The sequence below is a fragment of the Pelagerythrobacter rhizovicinus genome, assembly GCF_004135625.1.
Lineage (GTDB): Bacteria > Pseudomonadota > Alphaproteobacteria > Sphingomonadales > Sphingomonadaceae > Pelagerythrobacter > Pelagerythrobacter rhizovicinus.
In genome coordinates this window covers 31,512-47,852 of the sequence record NZ_SDPV01000002.1, presented here as the reverse complement: position 1 = coordinate 47,852, position 16,341 = coordinate 31,512, and the positions used below count along the sequence as shown (strand labels likewise).

Annotated in this window: 19 protein-coding genes and 1 tRNA gene; 15 read left to right on the top strand and 5 right to left on the bottom strand. The window is 67.7% G+C overall.

All coding sequences use genetic code 11. From position 1 onward, the window contains the following. Positions 1 to 216: 216 nt before the first annotated feature. The 3 genes from ETX26_RS08270 to aroA form a co-directional block, all read right to left on the bottom strand. The gene (locus ETX26_RS08270; protein WP_129524251.1) at positions 217 to 843 is read right to left on the bottom strand and encodes a (d)CMP kinase; all 627 of its coding nucleotides are present in this window, start codon (positions 841 to 843) and stop codon (positions 217 to 219) included. A gap of 301 nt (positions 844 to 1,144) precedes the next feature. Then, complete coding sequence (locus ETX26_RS08265; protein WP_129524250.1) at positions 1,145 to 1,420, bottom strand: CBU_0592 family membrane protein; 276 nt, start codon at positions 1,418 to 1,420, stop codon at positions 1,145 to 1,147. A gap of 142 nt (positions 1,421 to 1,562) precedes the next feature. Then, the gene (aroA, locus tag ETX26_RS08260; protein ID WP_225425663.1) at positions 1,563 to 2,894 is read right to left on the bottom strand and encodes a 3-phosphoshikimate 1-carboxyvinyltransferase; all 1,332 of its coding nucleotides are present in this window, start codon (positions 2,892 to 2,894) and stop codon (positions 1,563 to 1,565) included. Positions 2,895 to 3,071: 177 nt separating this feature from the next. On the opposite strand from aroA, the gene ETX26_RS08255 reads away from it, so the two are divergent. The 5 genes from ETX26_RS08255 (at position 3,072) to rimM (ending at position 6,649) form a co-directional block, all read left to right on the top strand. Next, positions 3,072 to 3,398: a TIGR02300 family protein gene (locus tag ETX26_RS08255; protein ID WP_129524248.1), complete on the top strand. Its 327-nt coding sequence runs from the start codon at positions 3,072 to 3,074 to the stop codon at positions 3,396 to 3,398. A gap of 297 nt (positions 3,399 to 3,695) precedes the next feature. Beyond that, positions 3,696 to 3,771, top strand: a tRNA-Ala gene (locus ETX26_RS08250). A gap of 321 nt (positions 3,772 to 4,092) precedes the next feature. Continuing rightward, positions 4,093 to 5,520, top strand: coding sequence for a signal recognition particle protein (gene ffh, locus ETX26_RS08245; RefSeq protein ID WP_129524247.1), 1,428 nt, complete (start codon positions 4,093 to 4,095; stop codon positions 5,518 to 5,520). A 38-nt stretch (positions 5,521 to 5,558) separates the two neighbouring features. Further along, a complete protein-coding gene (rpsP, locus tag ETX26_RS08240) occupies positions 5,559 to 6,065 on the top strand; it encodes a 30S ribosomal protein S16 (protein ID WP_129524246.1) in 507 nt (168 codons plus the stop codon). Positions 6,066 to 6,124: 59 nt separating this feature from the next. Beyond that, the gene (gene rimM, locus ETX26_RS08235; protein ID WP_225425661.1) at positions 6,125 to 6,649 is read left to right on the top strand and encodes a ribosome maturation factor RimM; all 525 of its coding nucleotides are present in this window, start codon (positions 6,125 to 6,127) and stop codon (positions 6,647 to 6,649) included. A gap of 6 nt (positions 6,650 to 6,655) precedes the next feature. Here the strand turns inward: rimM and ETX26_RS14285 are convergent, their stop codons facing one another. Continuing rightward, positions 6,656 to 6,814: a hypothetical protein gene (locus ETX26_RS14285; RefSeq protein ID WP_165271734.1), complete on the bottom strand. Its 159-nt coding sequence runs from the start codon at positions 6,812 to 6,814 to the stop codon at positions 6,656 to 6,658. A 103-nt stretch (positions 6,815 to 6,917) separates the two neighbouring features. On the opposite strand from ETX26_RS14285, the gene ETX26_RS08230 reads away from it, so the two are divergent. The 3 genes from ETX26_RS08230 to ETX26_RS08220 all read left to right on the top strand — a co-directional run bounded on the left by ETX26_RS08230 (position 6,918) and on the right by ETX26_RS08220 (position 8,566). Then, the gene (locus tag ETX26_RS08230) at positions 6,918 to 7,835 is read left to right on the top strand and encodes a LysR substrate-binding domain-containing protein (protein WP_129524244.1); all 918 of its coding nucleotides are present in this window, start codon (positions 6,918 to 6,920) and stop codon (positions 7,833 to 7,835) included. A 78-nt stretch (positions 7,836 to 7,913) separates the two neighbouring features. Continuing rightward, positions 7,914 to 8,183 carry an AbrB/MazE/SpoVT family DNA-binding domain-containing protein gene (locus tag ETX26_RS08225; RefSeq protein WP_129524243.1) on the top strand — a complete coding sequence of 90 codons (270 nt, stop codon included), beginning with the start codon at positions 7,914 to 7,916 and terminating at the stop codon, positions 8,181 to 8,183. Beyond that, positions 8,180 to 8,566, top strand: a complete 387-nt coding sequence (locus ETX26_RS08220; protein ID WP_129524242.1) for a type II toxin-antitoxin system VapC family toxin — start codon at positions 8,180 to 8,182, stop codon at positions 8,564 to 8,566. The genes ETX26_RS08225 and ETX26_RS08220 overlap by 4 nt, the downstream gene beginning before the upstream one ends. 17 nt (positions 8,567 to 8,583) lie before the next feature. Here the strand turns inward: ETX26_RS08220 and ETX26_RS08215 are convergent, their stop codons facing one another. Further along, positions 8,584 to 9,492 (bottom strand): NAD(P)/FAD-dependent oxidoreductase, encoded by a 909-nt coding sequence (locus ETX26_RS08215; protein ID WP_225425659.1) that lies wholly within the window; start codon positions 9,490 to 9,492, stop codon positions 8,584 to 8,586. Between the two features lie 40 nt (positions 9,493 to 9,532). Here ETX26_RS08215 and trmD point away from each other — a divergent pair, with 40 nt between their 5' ends. From trmD to ETX26_RS08180, 7 genes are all read left to right on the top strand, one after another. Continuing rightward, complete coding sequence (gene trmD / locus ETX26_RS08210; RefSeq protein WP_129524240.1) at positions 9,533 to 10,357, top strand: tRNA (guanosine(37)-N1)-methyltransferase TrmD; 825 nt, start codon at positions 9,533 to 9,535, stop codon at positions 10,355 to 10,357. 11 nt (positions 10,358 to 10,368) lie between these two features. After that, entirely contained in the window at positions 10,369 to 10,743 is a 375-nt protein-coding gene (gene rplS / locus ETX26_RS08205) for a 50S ribosomal protein L19 (RefSeq protein WP_129524239.1), read from the top strand. A 147-nt stretch (positions 10,744 to 10,890) separates the two neighbouring features. Beyond that, entirely contained in the window at positions 10,891 to 11,916 is a 1,026-nt protein-coding gene (locus tag ETX26_RS08200) for an aspartate-semialdehyde dehydrogenase (protein WP_129524238.1), read from the top strand. Between the two features lie 31 nt (positions 11,917 to 11,947). Then, positions 11,948 to 12,598, top strand: coding sequence for a 2-hydroxychromene-2-carboxylate isomerase (locus ETX26_RS08195; RefSeq protein WP_129525297.1), 651 nt, complete (start codon positions 11,948 to 11,950; stop codon positions 12,596 to 12,598). Next, positions 12,595 to 13,365 carry a DUF4336 domain-containing protein gene (locus tag ETX26_RS08190; protein WP_129524237.1) on the top strand — a complete coding sequence of 257 codons (771 nt, stop codon included), beginning with the start codon at positions 12,595 to 12,597 and terminating at the stop codon, positions 13,363 to 13,365. Before ETX26_RS08195 ends, ETX26_RS08190 begins: the two co-directional genes overlap by 4 nt. Positions 13,366 to 13,422: 57 nt before the next feature. Then, the gene (locus ETX26_RS08185; protein WP_129524236.1) at positions 13,423 to 14,211 is read left to right on the top strand and encodes an alpha/beta fold hydrolase; all 789 of its coding nucleotides are present in this window, start codon (positions 13,423 to 13,425) and stop codon (positions 14,209 to 14,211) included. A 73-nt stretch (positions 14,212 to 14,284) separates the two neighbouring features. Continuing rightward, complete coding sequence (locus tag ETX26_RS08180; protein WP_129524235.1) at positions 14,285 to 16,135, top strand: M2 family metallopeptidase; 1,851 nt, start codon at positions 14,285 to 14,287, stop codon at positions 16,133 to 16,135. Positions 16,136 to 16,341: the final 206 nt, after the last annotated feature.

Sequence of the window (16,341 nt, the reverse complement as noted above, 5' to 3'; positions counted from 1 at the left end):
TAGTGCGCTTGCAGGGCGGATAACTCCCCCGCTTCGCCTGCCCTTGCGAGTCCCCGCCCTTCGGCTGGCTGGCAAGCCAGCCGCTCAGGGTAAACTGCCCAAAGGGCAGGCGGGGACCTCAGGCCGGCGGGTGGAGCGCCGGCGGCCCGAGACCCCCGCCTGCGCGGGGGATCGGAGAGGGGACGACGGCTGGCGCGCGCGCTCCGTACCGACCGGCTACCTTCTCCCCAGTGCCTCCTCGACCGCCCCGATCGCGGCCGCGATCGCTTCGTCCCGGCTCAGCGTGGAGGTATCCAGTACCCATGCGTCCGGTGCGGCGCGCAGGGGGGCGTCCTTGCGCTGGGTGTCGCGGGCGTCGCGGCGGCGGAGGTCTTCGGCGATGGCGGCCTGCGAGGCGGGGATGCCGCGCTCCCGCATCTCCCGCCAGCGGCGATGCGCGCGGGCCTCGACGCTGGCGGTGACGAACAACTTCACCTGCGCCTCGGGTGCGATCACGGTGCCGATGTCGCGCCCGTCGAGCACCGCGCCGCCGGGCCGGGTGGCGAACGTCCGCTGGCGCTCGAACAGGGCCTGGCGCACCGTGGGATGGATCGAGACGCGGCTGGCGAGCCCGCCGGTCTCCTCGCTGCGCAAGTGCGGATCGGCCAGCAGAGCTTCGGGAAAGCTCGTCGCCGCGAGGGCATCGACCGGGTCGTCCGGATTGCCGCCGTCGAGGAACACCTGCCTCCCGACCGCGCGGTAGAGCAGACCGGTGTCGAGATGCGGCAGCCGGTAGCGCTCGGCCAGCGCGCGGGCGATCGTGCCCTTGCCGCTGGCGGTGGGGCCGTCGACGGCGATGATCATGCGGTGGGCCTTTCGGCGGGTGTTGTCTCACGCGGAGACGCGGAGGCGCGGAGAAGGAAGCCTTTGCTTCCCCCACATGTCATCCCTGCGAACGCGGGGATCCCGGGCCCACCGGCCGATGATGGATTCCCGCGTTCGCGGGAATGACAAGCGAGAGGGTGGGGTGCTGCGACCTTATCGTCATCCCAGCGAAAGCTGGGACCGCTCTCTGCGAGGTCATACGGTGCGGACAGCGATCCCAGCTTTCGCTGGGATGACGGACACTTTTCGGTCCCTCCGCGTCTCCGCGTCTCCGCGTGAATCAACGCCCCGCTCCTTCGCGAGCCTTTGCGCGGCGTTCCCGCGCGGCCTTGACCAGGCCGTAGATCGCGATCGCGGCCCAGAAGCCTTCGAGCACCAGGCTCGGCCAGTTGGTGTGGACCAGCAGCGACACCGTCAGCAGCGCGGCGCCGAGGAGGTTGGTGCCGTGGAGGACGAACGGGTTGGGCGCCGGGTTCCAGGTCAGATAGGCATAGGCGGCAATGATGCAGAACATGCCGGCGAAGCCGACCATCGCCGCTGTGTCGAGGCCGGTCATGGCGCGATCTCCGCACACCCGCACCCGCACCCGTCACCCTGAACTTGTTTCAGGGTCCATTGCGCCATCCGCACCGCCTTCGCGTGCTGCGTGATGGATGCTGAAACGAGTTCAGCATGACGGGAGAGGATCAGGGCGCGGGTCATGCCCGGCACCCGTCCAGCAGGCTCTCGAAATCGGGGAAGCTCGTGCCGATCGGACGGGTGTCGTCGATGTCCACCCCGGCGCGGCTGGTGAGGCCGGCGACGGCCATGCTCATTGCGATGCGGTGGTCGAGGTGGGTGACGATCGCCACGTCGCCGCCGGTGCCGGGCAGGGGATCGCCGCCTGTGCCGTCGACGATCAGGCCGTCCTCGGTCTCTTCGACTCGCGCGCCGGCGGCGGTGAGCGCGGCGGCCATTGCGGCGATGCGGTCGCTTTCCTTGACGCGCAGTTCCTCCAGCCCGCGGGTCACCGTGCGGCCCTGCGCGAGCGCGGCGGCGACGAACAGGACGGGGAACTCGTCGATCATGTTCGGCGCCACGGCCGGGTCGACCTCGATCCCGGTGAGGGCTGCGTGGCGCACGCGCAGGTCTGCGACCGGCTCGCCGCCGACTTCGCGCGCGTCCAGTTCCTCGATGCTCGCGCCCATCTGGCGCAGCACCTCGACCAGTCCGGCCCGTGTGGGGTTGAGGCCGACGTTCTCGATCACGAGATCGCTGCCTTCGACGAGGCTCGCGGCGACGAGGAAGAACGCGGCAGACGAGGGATCGCCCGGAACCTCGATCGTCTGCGGCCGCAACTCGGCCTCGCCATGGATGAGGATGATCCGCTCTCCGCCCAGTTCCTCGACCTCCAGCTCGGCGCCGAAGCCGCGCAGCATCCGCTCGGAATGGTCGCGCGTCGGCACCGGCTCGATCACCGTGGTCACGCCCGGCGTGTTGAGCCCGGCGAGCAGCACCGCGCTCTTCACCTGCGCGCTGGCGACGGGCAGGCGGTATTCGATCGGCACCGCCGGGCAGAGCCCCTCCATCATCAGCGGCAGCGTGCCGCCGGGGGAAGGGGTGAAGCTGGCGCCCATCCGGCTAAGCGGCTCGATCACGCGGCCCATCGGGCGCTTCGACAGGCTGGCGTCGCCGGTAAAGGCCGCGGTGATCCCGTGGCTGGCGATCAGGCCCATGAGGAGGCGGGTGGAGGTGCCCGAATTGCCCATGTCGAGCGCCTGGCCGGGCTGGAGCAGCCCGCCGACGCCGACGCCGTGGATCGACCAGGTGCCGTTCGCTTCGCGTTCGATCGTTGCGCCCATCGCGCGCATCGCCGCGGCGGTGGCGAGCACGTCCTCGCCTTCCAGCAATCCGCTCGCCCGCGTCTCGCCCACGGCCAGCGCGCCGAGCATCAGCGCGCGGTGGCTGATCGACTTGTCGCCGGGCACGCGAATCCGCCCGCGCAGGGGGCCGGACGGCAGGAAGCGGCGGGGGCGGGGTGTGTCGTTCAAGGAAAGGGGTCCTTCACCGGGAGGGGGCGGATCGGCCGCGGCTTTTGACAGCGGCATTGCCCTATGGCAAGGCGCGCGCCGCCTGCGGTGCGCTCTTGATTCCGGGGGCGAGCACACCCATCACGTTCTCACGAGTTTTCAACCCTGCCGGGGCGGCGGGGAATGTAAGGATTGACAATGGCCAAGCCAGAATGGGGCACCAAGCGTTCCTGCCCCAAATGCGGTGAACGCTTCTACGACCTCGGCAAGGACGAGCCCGTCGCCTGCATCGAATGCGGCGAGGAATGGTATCCCGAGCCGGTGCTGAAGTCGAAGCAGCCGATTCCGTTCGAGGAAGAAGAGAAGAAGGACAAGGAGCCCGACAGCGACCTTGCCGACGACGATCTGGAGGACATCGACGTCGATGACGACGACGATTCGCCCGACAACGAGGTGGATCTCGGCGGCGACGACGATCTCGGCGTGGCCAAGGGCAAGGGCGACGACGAGGAAGAAGATACCTGAGGGCTTTTCGAGCGTCGTAACTTTAATGACGGGGAGGGGATGAGAATTCACCCACCCCGACCCGTTCGTGCTGAGCTTGTCGAAGCACCGCTCTTTCTTCGGGCGGAGCGCGGGAAGTGAAGTGCGGCCTTTCGACAGGCTCAGGGCGAACGGATAGGTAAGTCCGGCCTGGAGTTCATGAGGCAAGATACCTAAATCCGCTCTTGCAATGCGGGGCCGCCCTGAATAAAGGGCGGCCCTCCCGCTTACCGACGGGGTCTGGTGCATCTCCCGGGATGCGCCGCAAATGGATGACACGGGGCCTTAGCTCAGCTGGGAGAGCGCCTGCATGGCATGCAGGAGGTCAGCGGTTCGATCCCGCTAGGCTCCACCATCCCCGGATATGCCGATATCCGGCCATTGACGGGCTGCAAACGGCAGCTTTCTGCGCTTCCGGTGCTCACGACCTTGAAGGTCGCTGCGCTCCGGTTCTCGAAAGCCACCGTTTTCGCCTCGCCACTGACCGGATCTCGACATACCCGGATTGAGTTTGGGTTTCATAGGGGTTCGCCCCACGCTGGCCGACGAGGTTTCGTCCGCCGGCGTTTTTCGCGTTTCGGGAGCTTCCCAGAAAAAGTGGGCGCCACTTTTTCGGTTCGGGAAGCGACCAGATAAGCATGGTCCGTGTGGCCGGCGCATGAGTTTGGAGTAGGCGATGTTCGACAATCTGTCCGATCGGCTCGGCAATGTGTTCGATCGCCTGCGCGGGCGCGGGGCGCTGAGCGAGCAGGACGTGCGCGAGGCGATGCGCGAAGTGCGCGTCGCGCTGCTCGAGGCGGACGTCGCGCTGCCGGTCGTGCGCCGGTTCATCGACGCGGTGACCGAGAAGGCGATCGGCGCCGAGGTCCTGAAGTCGGTCACGCCGGGCCAGCAGGTCGTCAAGATCGTCAACGACGAGCTGGTCGAGATGCTGGGCGGGGAAGCGGTCGAGGGCCTGAACCTCGACGCCAAGCCGCCGGTGGTGATCATGATGGTCGGCCTGCAGGGTTCGGGCAAGACGACGACCACCGCCAAGCTCGGCAAGTTCCTGAAGGAGCGCCACGGCAAGAAGGCGCTGATGGCCTCGCTCGACGTCAACCGCCCGGCCGCGCAGGAGCAGCTCGCGGTGCTGGGCGAGCAGGTCAGCGTCGCGACCCTGCCGATCGTGCAGGGCCAGCAGCCGGTCGACATCGCGCGGCGGGCTATGGAAGCCGCGCGGCTCCAGTCGGCCGACGTGCTGCTGCTCGACACTGCCGGCCGCCTGCACGTCGACGAAGCGCTGATGGCGGAGATGAAGGCGGTCGCCGGCATCTCCTCGCCCAACGAAGTGCTGCTGGTGGTCGATTCGCTGACCGGGCAGGACGCGGTCAACGTCGCCAAGAGCTTCACCGAGGAAGTGCCGCTGACCGGCGTGGTGCTCACCCGGATGGACGGCGATGCGCGCGGCGGCGCGGCGCTGTCGATGCGGCACGTCACCGGCAAGCCGATCAAGTTCGCCGGCACGGGCGAGAAGCTCGATGCGCTGGAGGCCTTCGATCCCAAGCGCGTCGCCGGCCGCATTCTCGGCATGGGCGACGTCGTCAGCCTGGTCGAAAAGGCCGCGGCGACGATCAAGGAAGAAGACGCCGAAGCGCTCGCCAAGCGCATGGCGAAGGGCCAGTTCGACCTCAACGACTTGCGCACGCAGCTCCGCCAGATGCAGAGCATGGGCGGGCTGGGCATGCTCGCCGGGATGCTGCCGGGCATGAAGAAGGCCAAGGCGGCGCTGTCGCAGTCGGGCGTGGACGACAAGGTGCTGGTCCACATGGACGCGATCATCGGCTCGATGACGCCCAAGGAACGCGCCAATCCCGCGCTGCTCAACGCCAAGCGCAAGAAGCGCGTCGCTGCTGGTTCGGGCCTGCAGGTGCAGGACGTGAACAAGCTGCTCAAGATGCACCAGGAAATGAGCCGCGCAATGAAGCAGATCAAGAAGATGGGCGGCCTCAAGGGCCTTGGCGCGCTGTTCGGCGGCGGAGGCATGGGGGCCGCGATGCCGGGTCTCGGCGGGCCCGGCGCGGGCGGCATGCCGGGACTGCCCGGTCTGCCCGGTTCGAAGAAGTGATTTCAGTTCAGAAGATTAAGTTGGAAAGGTAATCTACGATGGCAATTGCACTCCGTCTCTCGCGCGGTGGCGCGAAGAAGCGCCCCTACTACCGCATCGTGGCGGCCGACAGCCGCAAGCCGCGCGACGGCAAGTATCTCGAGCAGATCGGCACCTACAACCCGCTGCTCGCCAAGGATGACGAGAAGCGCGTCCAGCTGAACGAGGACCGCGCCCGCTACTGGCTCGGCGTCGGCGCGCAGCCGAGCGACCGCGTCGCCCGCTTCCTCGACGCCGCCGGCATCCGCGAGCGTGCCGCGCGCAACAACCCGAGCAAGGCCGAGCCGGGCGAGAAGGCCAAGGAACGCGCCGAGGAGAAGGCCGCCAAGGCCGCCGAGGCCGAGGAAGCCAAGAAGGCCGCCGAGGAAGCGACCGCCGAAGCTCCCGCGCCGACCACCGACGAGCCGGCCGAGGGCAGCGAAGCCCCGGCGACCGGCGACGAGGCCGCGGTCGAGTCGACCACGGACGAGCCGGCCGAGGGCGGCGAAGACAAGGCCGAGGGCTGATGAAAACTCCCTCTCCCCTGGAGGGGAGAGGGTCGGGGAGAGGGGGACGCGCGCCACGGGTGCAGTCCGCCACTCCCCCTCTCCCAACCCTCTCCCCTCCAGGGGAGAGGGCTATCACGCTTGCGGCCGTCATCGGCGCGCATGGCGTGACGGGCGAAGTCCGTCTCAAGCTCTTCGGCGAGGGGCTGGAGAACCTGAAGGCGCACAAGGCCTTCAACGGCGGCGCGCTGACGCTGTCGAAAGTGCGCGGCGACAACAAGGGCGGCGCGATCGCCCGCTTCGCCGAGGTGACCGACCGCGCCGCGGCCGAGAAGCTGCGCGGCACCACGCTCACCGTGCCGCGCGCCGCACTTCCTCCGCTGGAGGAGGGCGAATACTACCACGCCGACCTGATCGGCCTTCCCGCCGTGACCGACGCGGGTGCACCGGTCGGCACAGTGGTCGCGGTCGCGAACTACGGCGCCACCGACCTGGTCGAGATCGAGAAGCCCGACGGAAAACGCTTCCTGGTGCCGATGATCGAGGCCGCCGTGCCCGAGTGGAACGGCGAGCGGCTGGTCGTGAGCCGCGACTTCGCCGAGTAACCGGCGTCAGCCGCACCCTTTCGGTTCGGGTTTCCCGAAAAGCCAGCCTTTTGACGCGCGGCGCGTGGACCGTTTTGCTGTGGATGCCCGCAGGCGCTGCGTGACGTCGTGCGAGGCGCGCTCGTGATCGCTGTTCCAGAGGCGCATAAGGAATTCGTCCTGCATTGGTCTGCCCTTTCCTTCGATGCCCGGAAAGTGGCTTGGGAGAGCGGCAAAGACCAACAAAAGGGCTGGCGCGAGCCATAAGCAGTACTTATGAAGATGGGCGATGGAGAACCTGCCGCCCCTTTCCGCCATCCGCGCGTTCGAGGCCGCCGGCCGGCTCGAGCATTTCTCCCGCGCCGGCGAGGAGCTGGGCATGACCCAGGCCGCGGTCAGCTATCAGATCCGCCAGCTCGAGCAGCGGATCGGCCAGCAGCTCTTCATCCGCGAGAAGGGCGGCGTGCGCCTGTCCGATGCCGGGCGGCGCCTGCTGCCCGCGGTGAGCGGCGCCTTCGCCGAACTGCGCCAGGCCTTCGCCGGCCTGAATGAGGAAACCGCCGGCGTGCTGGCGATCAGCGCCCCGGTTTCCTTCGGCGCGACCTGGCTCTCGTCTCGCATCGGCAGCTTTCAGCTGCGCTTTCCGGACCTGGCGGTGCGGCTGTCGCTCAGCAACGGCCTCGTCGACTTCACACGGGATAATTTCGATCTCGCGATTCGTATCGGGCCTGGAAAGTGGGACGGCCTGCGGAGCGAGTTCATGTTTCGCGCCCATGTCACGCCGATGTGTTCGTCCGAGTTCCTCGACCGGCACAACATCCGCCAGCCGAAGGACCTGTTGCAGGTCGAACGACTGGGTCCCAACGACCCCTGGTGGGCCGGCTGGTTCGCCGCCGCCGGCGTGGGCGAGGCACCCGCCCCGCGGCGGGGGATCATGTTCGACAGCCAGTCGCAGGAAGCCAACGCAGTGCAGGCCGGCTTCGGCGTCGCCCTGATGACGCCGCTGCTGTGGCGCGCCGAACTCGAAAGCGGCCGGCTGGTCCGGCCCTTCGATACGCTCTACCAGCCGGGAGGCGCGAACTGGCTCGTCCACCCCGCCGGACGTGTCGGCGTGCGCAAGGTCGAGCGCTTCCGCGAATGGATCCGCGAGGAGCTGGCGCGCGACCTGGACCTGTTGCCCGAGCCGTTGCTGACTCCGCCCGACTAGCAGGCTGCCGCCGCAACGGGTTCCGATTGATTTGCCATCCGCTGACAGTATATACATGATGTATATACGGAGGCCGCCATGGGCAAGGAATACACGGCCAAGAGCTTCAAGTCGGGCAATTCGGTGGCGATCCGAATTCCGGCAGCGCTCGGAGTCGAACCCGACCGCGAATGGATCGTGACCGTCGAGGATGGCGAGCTGCATTTCCGCCGCAAGCCCGAAGCTCGGGAGCGTATCGATGTCAGCGGGTTTGCGGGCAAGGCGCCCGGTATCATGCTGGCACCGCGTGAGGATTTCGAGGAGAGGCCGAGCACGATTGCTGCGCGCAAGGGTGATCGCGGGGCGTGATCCGCTACCTGATCGATGCGAACGCTGCGGTCTATGCAATGGACCCGGAGCGGCATGCGGCCGTCACCGACCGGATTGCCAGGTGCCAACCGGGTGAGATCGCCATGTCGACCATCACCTTTGCAGAAGTGGTCTACGGAACGAAGGCGGGCAAGCCACCGCCCGAGCACGTCCTCGAAGCATTTATCACGGAAATCCCGCTGGTACCGTTCGACGAGGCAGCGGCGCGCGCCTATGCGGGGTTGCCGTTCAAGCGGGCGCGTTTCGATCGGCTTCTCGCCGCACACGCGCTGAGCATCGGGGCGACGGTCGTGACCAACAACGAGGCCGATTTCGCCGACGTTCCTGGCCTCAAGCTCGAGAACTGGAGCATGCCACTTTAGAGCCCTAGGTTCGTCCGCTACCGCCTGATCGGCCGCTCTTTCGCGAGGTGGTTGCGGATCGTGGTGGCGGCGACGCCGGCCTGGCCCATGGCGTGGCTGATCTGGTCGAGGCCGATCACCACGTCGCCCGCGGCGAAGAGGCCGGGGACGGTGGTCTCCAGATGGTCGTCGACCACGATGCAGCCGTCCTCGCGCGTCTCCGCCCCGGCGAGCTGCGCGAGTTCGGAGCGCACGGTCGTGCCGAGCGCGGGATAGACGCTGTCGAAGGCCAGGCGCACGTCGGCGGTGTCGAACGCCAGCCGCTCGCCCTCGATCTCGAAGCCGCCGCAGGGGCCTGCGGCGCGGGCGATCCCCGCTTCCTCGAGCTGCGCGGAACATTCGCGGTCGAGATCGTGGTCGCCGTGGGGGCTGACGAGCGTCAGGTCCGCGGTAAAGCCGCGCAGGAACAGCGCCTCGGCGGTCCCGTGCTTGCCGGTGCCGATCACGGCGACCCGGCGGTCGGTCACTTCGTAGCCGTCGCAAACCGGGCAATAGCGCAGCAGGCCGCGCGCGAGCGCTTCGTCGTGAACGTCGTCGGCCAGGGCATCCGGGCGGCGGTTGACGACGCCCGTGGCGAGCAGGACGGCGCGCGCGGTGAAGGCGCCGCTGTCGGTGCCGACGGTGAAGTGCTCGCCGGCTTTCGCGAGATGCTCGACCCGTTTCTCCTCCCGCACGGCGCCGTACTTGCGCGCCTGCTCGCGCATCCGGCGCAGCAGCTCCCTGCCTTCGATTCCGTCGGGAAAGCCCGCGTGATTGTGCGTGCACGGTATCCACGCCGCGCGGCTGGTGCCGGAGTCGAACAGCCGGATCGAGAGATGATAGCGCGCGAGATAGATCGCGGCGGTCAGGCCGGCGGGCCCGGCGCCGATGATGATGCAGTCGTCCACTGGCTTGCTATCGCCCTCCCGGTTGCGCATGGGCGAGGATATGACCTTCGCCGCCACCATCCTAACGCTCTACCCTGAGATGTTTCCCGGACCGCTCGGCGTTTCGCTGGCCGGGCGGGCGCTGGAGCGGGGGGACTGGGCCTGCGAAACGGTGCAGATCCGCGACTTCGCGACCGACAAGCATCGGACGGTGGATGACACGCCGGCCGGGGGCGGGGCGGGCATGGTGCTCAAGCCGGACGTACTGGCGAGGGCGTTGGATTCGGTGCTGGCGAAGCCCTCTCCCCTTCAGGGGAGAGGGTTGGGAGAGGGGGACGCGGCACAGGTAGCGGGCGACCCCCTCCCCCCGACCCCCTCCCCTGAAGGGGACGGGGAGAGGCCCATCCTCGCCATGACGCCGCGCGGCGAGCCGATCACGCAAGCCCGCATTCGCGAGCTGGCTGCGGGCCCGGGCGTGGTGATCCTGTGCGGCCGGTTCGAGGGGTTCGACGAGCGCCTGTTCGAGGCGCGGCCGCAGATCGAGCAGGTCAGTCTCGGCGACGTGGTCCTCTCCGGCGGAGAGCCCGCCGCGCTGGCCATTCTCGACGCTTGCATTCGCCTGCTTCCCGGCGTAATGGGCGCGCCTTCGAGCGGAGCCGAGGAATCCTTCGAAGAAGGGCTTCTCGAATATCCGCAATATACCCGACCTCAGGAATGGGAAGGGCGCACGATCCCTGAAGTGCTGCGATCGGGGGATCATGCGAAGATCGCGGCGTGGCGCAAGCAACGCAGCGAGGAAGATACACGGTCACGCAGGCCGGACCTTTGGGAGCGCTACAGTGGCGCTCGGGACCAGTCTGCCTCTGGCGCGCGGCGAAAAAGGTAAGGACGCAGGTCATGAACCTGATTCAGCAGCTCGAGGCCGAAGCCATCGAGAACCTCGGGAAGGACGTTCCCGAATTCCGCGCCGGCGACACCGTGCGCGTCGGCGTGAAAGTCGTCGAAGGCACGCGCGAGCGTGTGCAGAATTTCGAAGGCGTGGTGATCGCCCGTTCGAACCGCGGCATGGGTTCGAACTTCACCGTGCGCAAGATGAGCTTCGGCGAAGGCGTGGAGCGCGTGTTCCCGCTCTACTCACCCACCGTCGACAGCATTACCGTGGTTCGCCGCGGCGTCGTGCGCCGGGCGAAACTCTACTACCTGCGCGGCCGCACCGGTAAATCGGCCCGCATCGCCGAGCGCCGCGAGAACCGCCCGACCGAAAAGGCCTGATCGGCCGCCAGTCGGGAAAGAGACAAGCAAGGGGCGCTCCGGCACATGTCGGGGCGCCCCTTTTGCTTTGTCCGGTACAAAATCATATGCGGTTGCGGCGGCGCCGAGGGGCGCTAGGCACGCGACCGAACAAGCAAGGAGTTGCAGATGGGTTATCGCGTAGCAATCGTCGGAGCGACCGGGAACGTCGGGCGCGAGATGATGCAGATTCTGGCAGAACGCGAGTTCCCGTGCGATGAAATCGCGGCGGTCGCGAGCGGCCGCTCGACCGGCACCGATGTCGAATTCGGCGACACCGGCAAGATGCTCAAGTGCAAGAACATCGAGCATTTCGACTTCGCCGGGTGGGACATCGCGCTGTTCGCCGCCGGTAGCGGCCCGGCCAAGGAATATGCGCCCAAGGCGGCGGCGGCCGGCTGCGTGGTGATCGACAACTCCTCGCTCTACCGCATGGAGCCGGACGTCCCGCTAGTTGTGCCGGAGGTGAACCCCGATGCGATCGACGGCTATAAGAAGCGCAACATCATCGCCAACCCGAACTGCTCGACCGCGCAGCTCGTCGTCGCGCTCAAGCCGCTGCATGATGCCGCGACGATCAAGCGTGTGGTGGTGAGCACCTACCAGTCGGTCTCGGGCGCCGGAAAGGCGGGGATGGACGAGCTGTTCGAGCAGAGCCGCGCGATCTTCGTCGGCGATCCGGTCGAGCCGAAGAAGTTCACCAAGCAGATCGCGTTCAACGTGATCCCGCACATCGACGTCTTCCTCGACGATGGCTCGACCAAGGAAGAGTGGAAGATGGTGGTCGAGACCAAGAAGATCCTCGACCCGAAGATCAAGCTCAACGCGACTTGCGTGCGGGTGCCGGTCTTCGTCGGCCACTCGGAAGCGGTCAACATCGAGTTCGAGAACGAGCTGTCGGCCGAAGCGGCGCAGGACATCCTGCGCGAGGCGCCGGGCGTGATGCTCGTCGACAAGCGCGAGGACGGCGGATACGTCACCCCGGTCGAGAGCGCGGGCGACGGCGCCACTTACGTCAGCCGCGTGCGCGAGGATCCGACGGTCGAGAACGGCCTGACGCTGTGGTGCGTCTCCGACAACCTGCGCAAGGGCGCGGCGCTCAACGCGGTGCAGATCGCGGAACTGCTGGGGCGCCGGCACCTGAAGAAGGGGTGACGCGGGGCAGGGCATGCGGCACAAGGTCCGCATGACCCTCGCCGCCGATCTCTACTTCAGCTTTCGCAGCCCCTACAGCTATCTGGCGGTGGGGCGGTATCGCGAGCTGGCGGAGGCGCACGACCTCGAGATTGCGCTCCGGCCGGTCTATCCGCTGGCGATCCGCCAGCCGGACTTCTTCGAACGCAACCATCCAAACTGGCTGCGCTACACGTTCCTCGACATGATGCGGGTGGCGCAGTTTCACGGCACTCCCTTCGGCACGCCGCGGCCCGATCCGATCGTGCAGGACCTCGCCACGCGCACGATCGCACCCGAGCAGCCTTACATCCGCCGGATCACCCGGCTCGGGCAGGCGGCGGCGCGGCGGGGCAAGGGCCTCGCCTTCGCGCACGAGGCCGGCATGCTGATCTGGGGCGGGGCCGAGAACTGGCACGAGGGCGAGCACCTGGCGGATGCGGCGCAGCGCGTCGGGCTGGACCTCGCGCAGCTCGATGCCGAGGTGGCGGCGCAGCCGGACGAGCTCGATGCCGAGATCGCGGCGAACCAGGCGGCGCTGGAGAATGCCGGCCACTGGGGCGTGCCGACGCTGGTGTTCGATGGGGAGCCGTTTTTCGGCCAGGACCGGATCGAGATGGCGAAGTGGCGGATGGAGCAGAAGGGGCTCGAGCCGCGGGCATGAGCGCCTTCGTCCCGTACGAACCGCTGAATACGCCCAAGCCGTTTGCGGAGGACGTGTGGATTGTCGACGGGCCGGAAATCCGCATGGACTATGGGCCCGCCAGCCTGCCTTTCCCGACGCGGATGACGGTCGTGCGGCTTTCCTCCGGCGAGCTGTGGGTTCACTCGCCCATTGCCCCCGACCCGGCGCTGTTCGAGCAGGTGGAGGCGCTGGGACGGGTGCGCTACCTCGTCGCGCCCAATTCGCTGCACTACTGGTACATGGCCGATTGGCTCGAGCGGTATCCGGAGGCGACCAGCCATGCCGTGCCGGGGCTGGAGAAGGCGAAGCGCCGCTTCCGGATCGACCAGGTCCTCACGGCCGGCGAGCGCATGGAGTGGGAGGGCGAGATCGCCTGGGTCCTCGTGCCGGGCACGGCGGTGACCGAGGCGGTATTCTTCGTGCGGCGCGGGAGGGTCGCAGTGCTGACCGACCTGATCGAGAACTTCGAGCCTGCGCGGGTACGCAGCCGTCTGCTGCGCTGGCTCATCGGGCTGGCCAAGGCAAACGGTTCGACGCCGCTCGACATGCGCGCCACATACCTGCCTCGTCGCCGTGAGGTGGCCCGTGCGGTCCGCGAGATCCTCGACTGGCCCGCCGACAAGGTGGTGATGGCTCACGGCCTCCCCTACGGGAAGAATGGAGCGGCGGAACTGCAGCGCGGGCTGGGTTGGACGGTGCGCCGGGATCGCACGATCAGGCGCTGGAAACCTGGCAGTCGGCCATAGACCGGCAGTTCTCGCGCTTCGCTTGCGCATGACGTCCGCGGTTGTAAACATCCGCGCATGGTAAGCACGACAGTCGGCGATGGCCGGACCGAGGCCAGCAGCGAGCGAATCACGTCGTTCGACGGTGTGGAACTGGCGGTGCACCGCATGGGCGAGGGCAGGCCCGTGCTGATGCTGCATGGATTGTTCTCGAGCGCTGAGATGAACTGGATCCGCTTCGGGCACGCGCGGAAGCTGGCCGATGCGGGGTTCGAGGCGATCATGCCCGACCTGCGGGCGCATGGGGACAGCGCCAAGCCGCACGAGCCGGAGGCTTATCCGCAGGGCGTATTGGCGAAGGACGCGGGAGCCCTCGTCGCAGCGCTGGGGCTGGAGGACTACGATCTCGTCGGTTTTTCGCTCGGCGCGCGGACATCGGCGCGCGCGGTGATCGAGGGATTGCGGCCGCGCAGGCTGGTGCTGAGCGGGATGGGCCTCCAGGGGCTGGCGGGGTGGAGCGGGCGTTCGGCCTTCTTCATCGACGCGATCGACCGTTTCGAGGAGGTCGAACGCGGCGATCCGGCGTTCATGGCGGTCAGCTTCATGAAGACCATGAAGATCGACCGCGTGGCGGCGCGGCTGCTGCTCCAGGCGGTCGACGACACCGACCCGGAGGAACTGGCGAAGATCACCATGCCGACCCTGGTCCTGTGCGGCGACAAGGACGACGACAACGGCTCGGCGACCGAGCTCGCGGAGGCGCTGCCCGATGCGCGCCATGTGGAGATACCCGGCACGCACATGAGCTCGGTGACCGAAGGCGCGCTGGGCGATGCGCTGGTGGAGTTTCTCGGCGCAACCGCTTGATTCGCGTCCGGCAGCGGTCCAGAAACCGGTATCTGCCGAAACCGGTTTTCGCATGAGAGGACTCGCCAGAACCATGAAGTTCGCACCCGTCGCGCTCGCCGCGCTCGCCATTTCGCTCGCCGTCCCGGCTCATGCGCAGGAGCCGGCCGCGCCCGCCGGCGAGCGGGCCGCGCAGCAGTATCCGATGACCCCCGAAGGCGCCGCCGCCTGGGTCGAGATGGTCGAGAAGGACCTGTTCGACTACTCGGTCGATGCGAGCAGGGTCTATTGGGTCAACTCGACCTATATCACCGACGACACCGACGCGCTCGCGGCGCAGGCCGGCGCGGAAGGGACCGAGAAGTCGGTCAAGTACGCGCTCGAGGCGGCGCAGTATGCGCAAGTCGAGGGGCTCGCCCCCGATGTCGCGCGCAAGCTGGACATTCTGCGCAACGGCATCGTCCTGCCCGCGCCGACCACGCCGGGCGCCGCGACCGAGCTCAACGAGATCGCGACCAGCCTGCAGAGCCAGTACGGCAAGGGCCGCGGCACGCTGAACGGGCAGGAGATCTCGGGCTCCGACATCGAGGCCGAGATGGGCAACCTCGAGCACACGCCCGAGGAATATGCCGAGATGTGGGCGAGCTGGCACGACAACGTCGGCGCGCCGATGAAAGAAGAATATGTCCGCATGGTCGAGATCGCCAACGCGGGCGCGACCGAGCTCGGGTTCGACGACGTGGGGGCGATGTGGCGCTCCGGCTACGACATGGACCCCGAGGAATTCACCGCCATGACCGAGCGGCTGTGGCAGGAGACCCGGCCTCTCTACGAGGCGCTGCACACTTACGTGCGCACGCAGCTCAACGAGAAGTACGGCGACGCGGTACAGCCGACGACCGGGCCGATCCGCGCCGACCTGCTCGGCAACATGTGGGCGCAGGAATGGGGCAACATCTACCCGATCGTCGCGCCCGAGGGTTCGGGCGATCTCGGCTACGACATCGGCGAGCTGCTGGAGGCGCAGGGCAAGCAGCCGCTCGACATGGTGAAGATCGGCGAGGGCTTCTATTCCTCGCTCGGGTTCGAGCCGCTGCCGGAGACGTTCTGGGAGCGGAGCCTGTTCACCAAGCCGGCCGACCGCGAAGTGGTGTGTCACGCAAGCGCCTGGAACGTCGACAACGTCGACGACATCCGCATCAAGATGTGCATCAAGGTGAATGCGGACGACTTCGTCACCATCCACCACGAGCTCGGCCACAACTACTACCAGCGCGCCTACAACGAGCAGCCGTACCTCTATCTCAACGGCGCGAACGACGGGTTCCACGAGGCGATCGGCGATTTCGTCGCACTCTCGATCACGCCCGAATACCTGGTCCAGATCGGCCTGCTCGACCGTTCCCAAGTGCCGGGCGAGGAGAAGGACATCGGCCTGCTGCTGCGGCAGGCGATGGACAAGGTCGCGTTCCTGCCCTTCGGCCTGCTGGTCGACAAGTGGCGCTGGGGCGTGTTCGACGGCTCGATCAGCCCGGCCGAATACAACACCGCCTGGACCGAGCTGCGGCGTGAGTACCAGGGCATCACCCCGCCGGTCGAGCGGCCGGCCGACGCCTTCGATCCGGGCGCGAAGTACCACATCCCGGGCAACACGCCCTACATGCGCTACTTCCTCGCGCGGATCCTGCAGTTCCAGTTCTACAAGGCCGCCTGCGACCAGGCAGGCTGGGAAGGTCCGCTCCACCGCTGCAGCTTCTACGGCAACAAGGAAGTCGGCGCGAAGCTGGCCGAGATGCTGGAGATGGGCGCGAGCGAGCCGTGGCCCGACGCGCTCGAGGCGTTCACCGGCACCCGCGAGATGAGCGCCAAGCCGATGCTGGAGTACTTCGCACCGCTGAAGGCGTGGCTCGACGAGCAGAACAAGGGCAAGCCGACGGGCTGGTGAACAGGTGCGAGTCCCCGCGAAGGCGGGGACCTCATGCCACTGGCGCTATCTTCCTGATCCCCAGCGCAGGCTGGGGTCTCAAGCCGCTGGCGCTTCGCTGGTGGAGGGAGGCCCCAGCCTGCGCTGGGGATCAGGAGGGAGGCATCGGTGTAGCGCCAGCGGCCTGAGGTCCCCGCCTTCGCGGGGACTCGGAGAAGAAGAAAAGG

What these genes read in the sequence shown, in the direction of transcription:
- ETX26_RS08270 (WP_129524251.1), bottom strand. Translation starts at nt 843, where the DNA reads ATGATCATCGCCGTCGACGGCCCCACCGCCAGCGGCAAGGGCACGATC.
- ETX26_RS08265 (WP_129524250.1), bottom strand. Translation starts at nt 1,420, where the DNA reads ATGACCGGCCTCGACACAGCGGCGATGGTCGGCTTCGCCGGCATGTTC.
- ETX26_RS08255 (WP_129524248.1), top strand. Translation starts at nt 3,072, where the DNA reads ATGGCCAAGCCAGAATGGGGCACCAAGCGTTCCTGCCCCAAATGCGGT.
- ffh (WP_129524247.1), top strand. Translation starts at nt 4,093, where the DNA reads ATGTTCGACAATCTGTCCGATCGGCTCGGCAATGTGTTCGATCGCCTG.
- rpsP (WP_129524246.1), top strand. Translation starts at nt 5,559, where the DNA reads ATGGCAATTGCACTCCGTCTCTCGCGCGGTGGCGCGAAGAAGCGCCCC.
- ETX26_RS14285 (WP_165271734.1), bottom strand. Translation starts at nt 6,814, where the DNA reads ATGCAGGACGAATTCCTTATGCGCCTCTGGAACAGCGATCACGAGCGC.
- ETX26_RS08230 (WP_129524244.1), top strand. Translation starts at nt 6,918, where the DNA reads ATGGAGAACCTGCCGCCCCTTTCCGCCATCCGCGCGTTCGAGGCCGCC.
- ETX26_RS08225 (WP_129524243.1), top strand. Translation starts at nt 7,914, where the DNA reads ATGGGCAAGGAATACACGGCCAAGAGCTTCAAGTCGGGCAATTCGGTG.
- trmD (WP_129524240.1), top strand. Translation starts at nt 9,533, where the DNA reads ATGACCTTCGCCGCCACCATCCTAACGCTCTACCCTGAGATGTTTCCC.
- rplS (WP_129524239.1), top strand. Translation starts at nt 10,369, where the DNA reads ATGAACCTGATTCAGCAGCTCGAGGCCGAAGCCATCGAGAACCTCGGG.
- ETX26_RS08200 (WP_129524238.1), top strand. Translation starts at nt 10,891, where the DNA reads ATGGGTTATCGCGTAGCAATCGTCGGAGCGACCGGGAACGTCGGGCGC.
- ETX26_RS08195 (WP_129525297.1), top strand. Translation starts at nt 11,948, where the DNA reads ATGACCCTCGCCGCCGATCTCTACTTCAGCTTTCGCAGCCCCTACAGC.
- ETX26_RS08190 (WP_129524237.1), top strand. Translation starts at nt 12,595, where the DNA reads ATGAGCGCCTTCGTCCCGTACGAACCGCTGAATACGCCCAAGCCGTTT.
- ETX26_RS08185 (WP_129524236.1), top strand. Translation starts at nt 13,423, where the DNA reads ATGGTAAGCACGACAGTCGGCGATGGCCGGACCGAGGCCAGCAGCGAG.
- ETX26_RS08180 (WP_129524235.1), top strand. Translation starts at nt 14,285, where the DNA reads ATGAAGTTCGCACCCGTCGCGCTCGCCGCGCTCGCCATTTCGCTCGCC.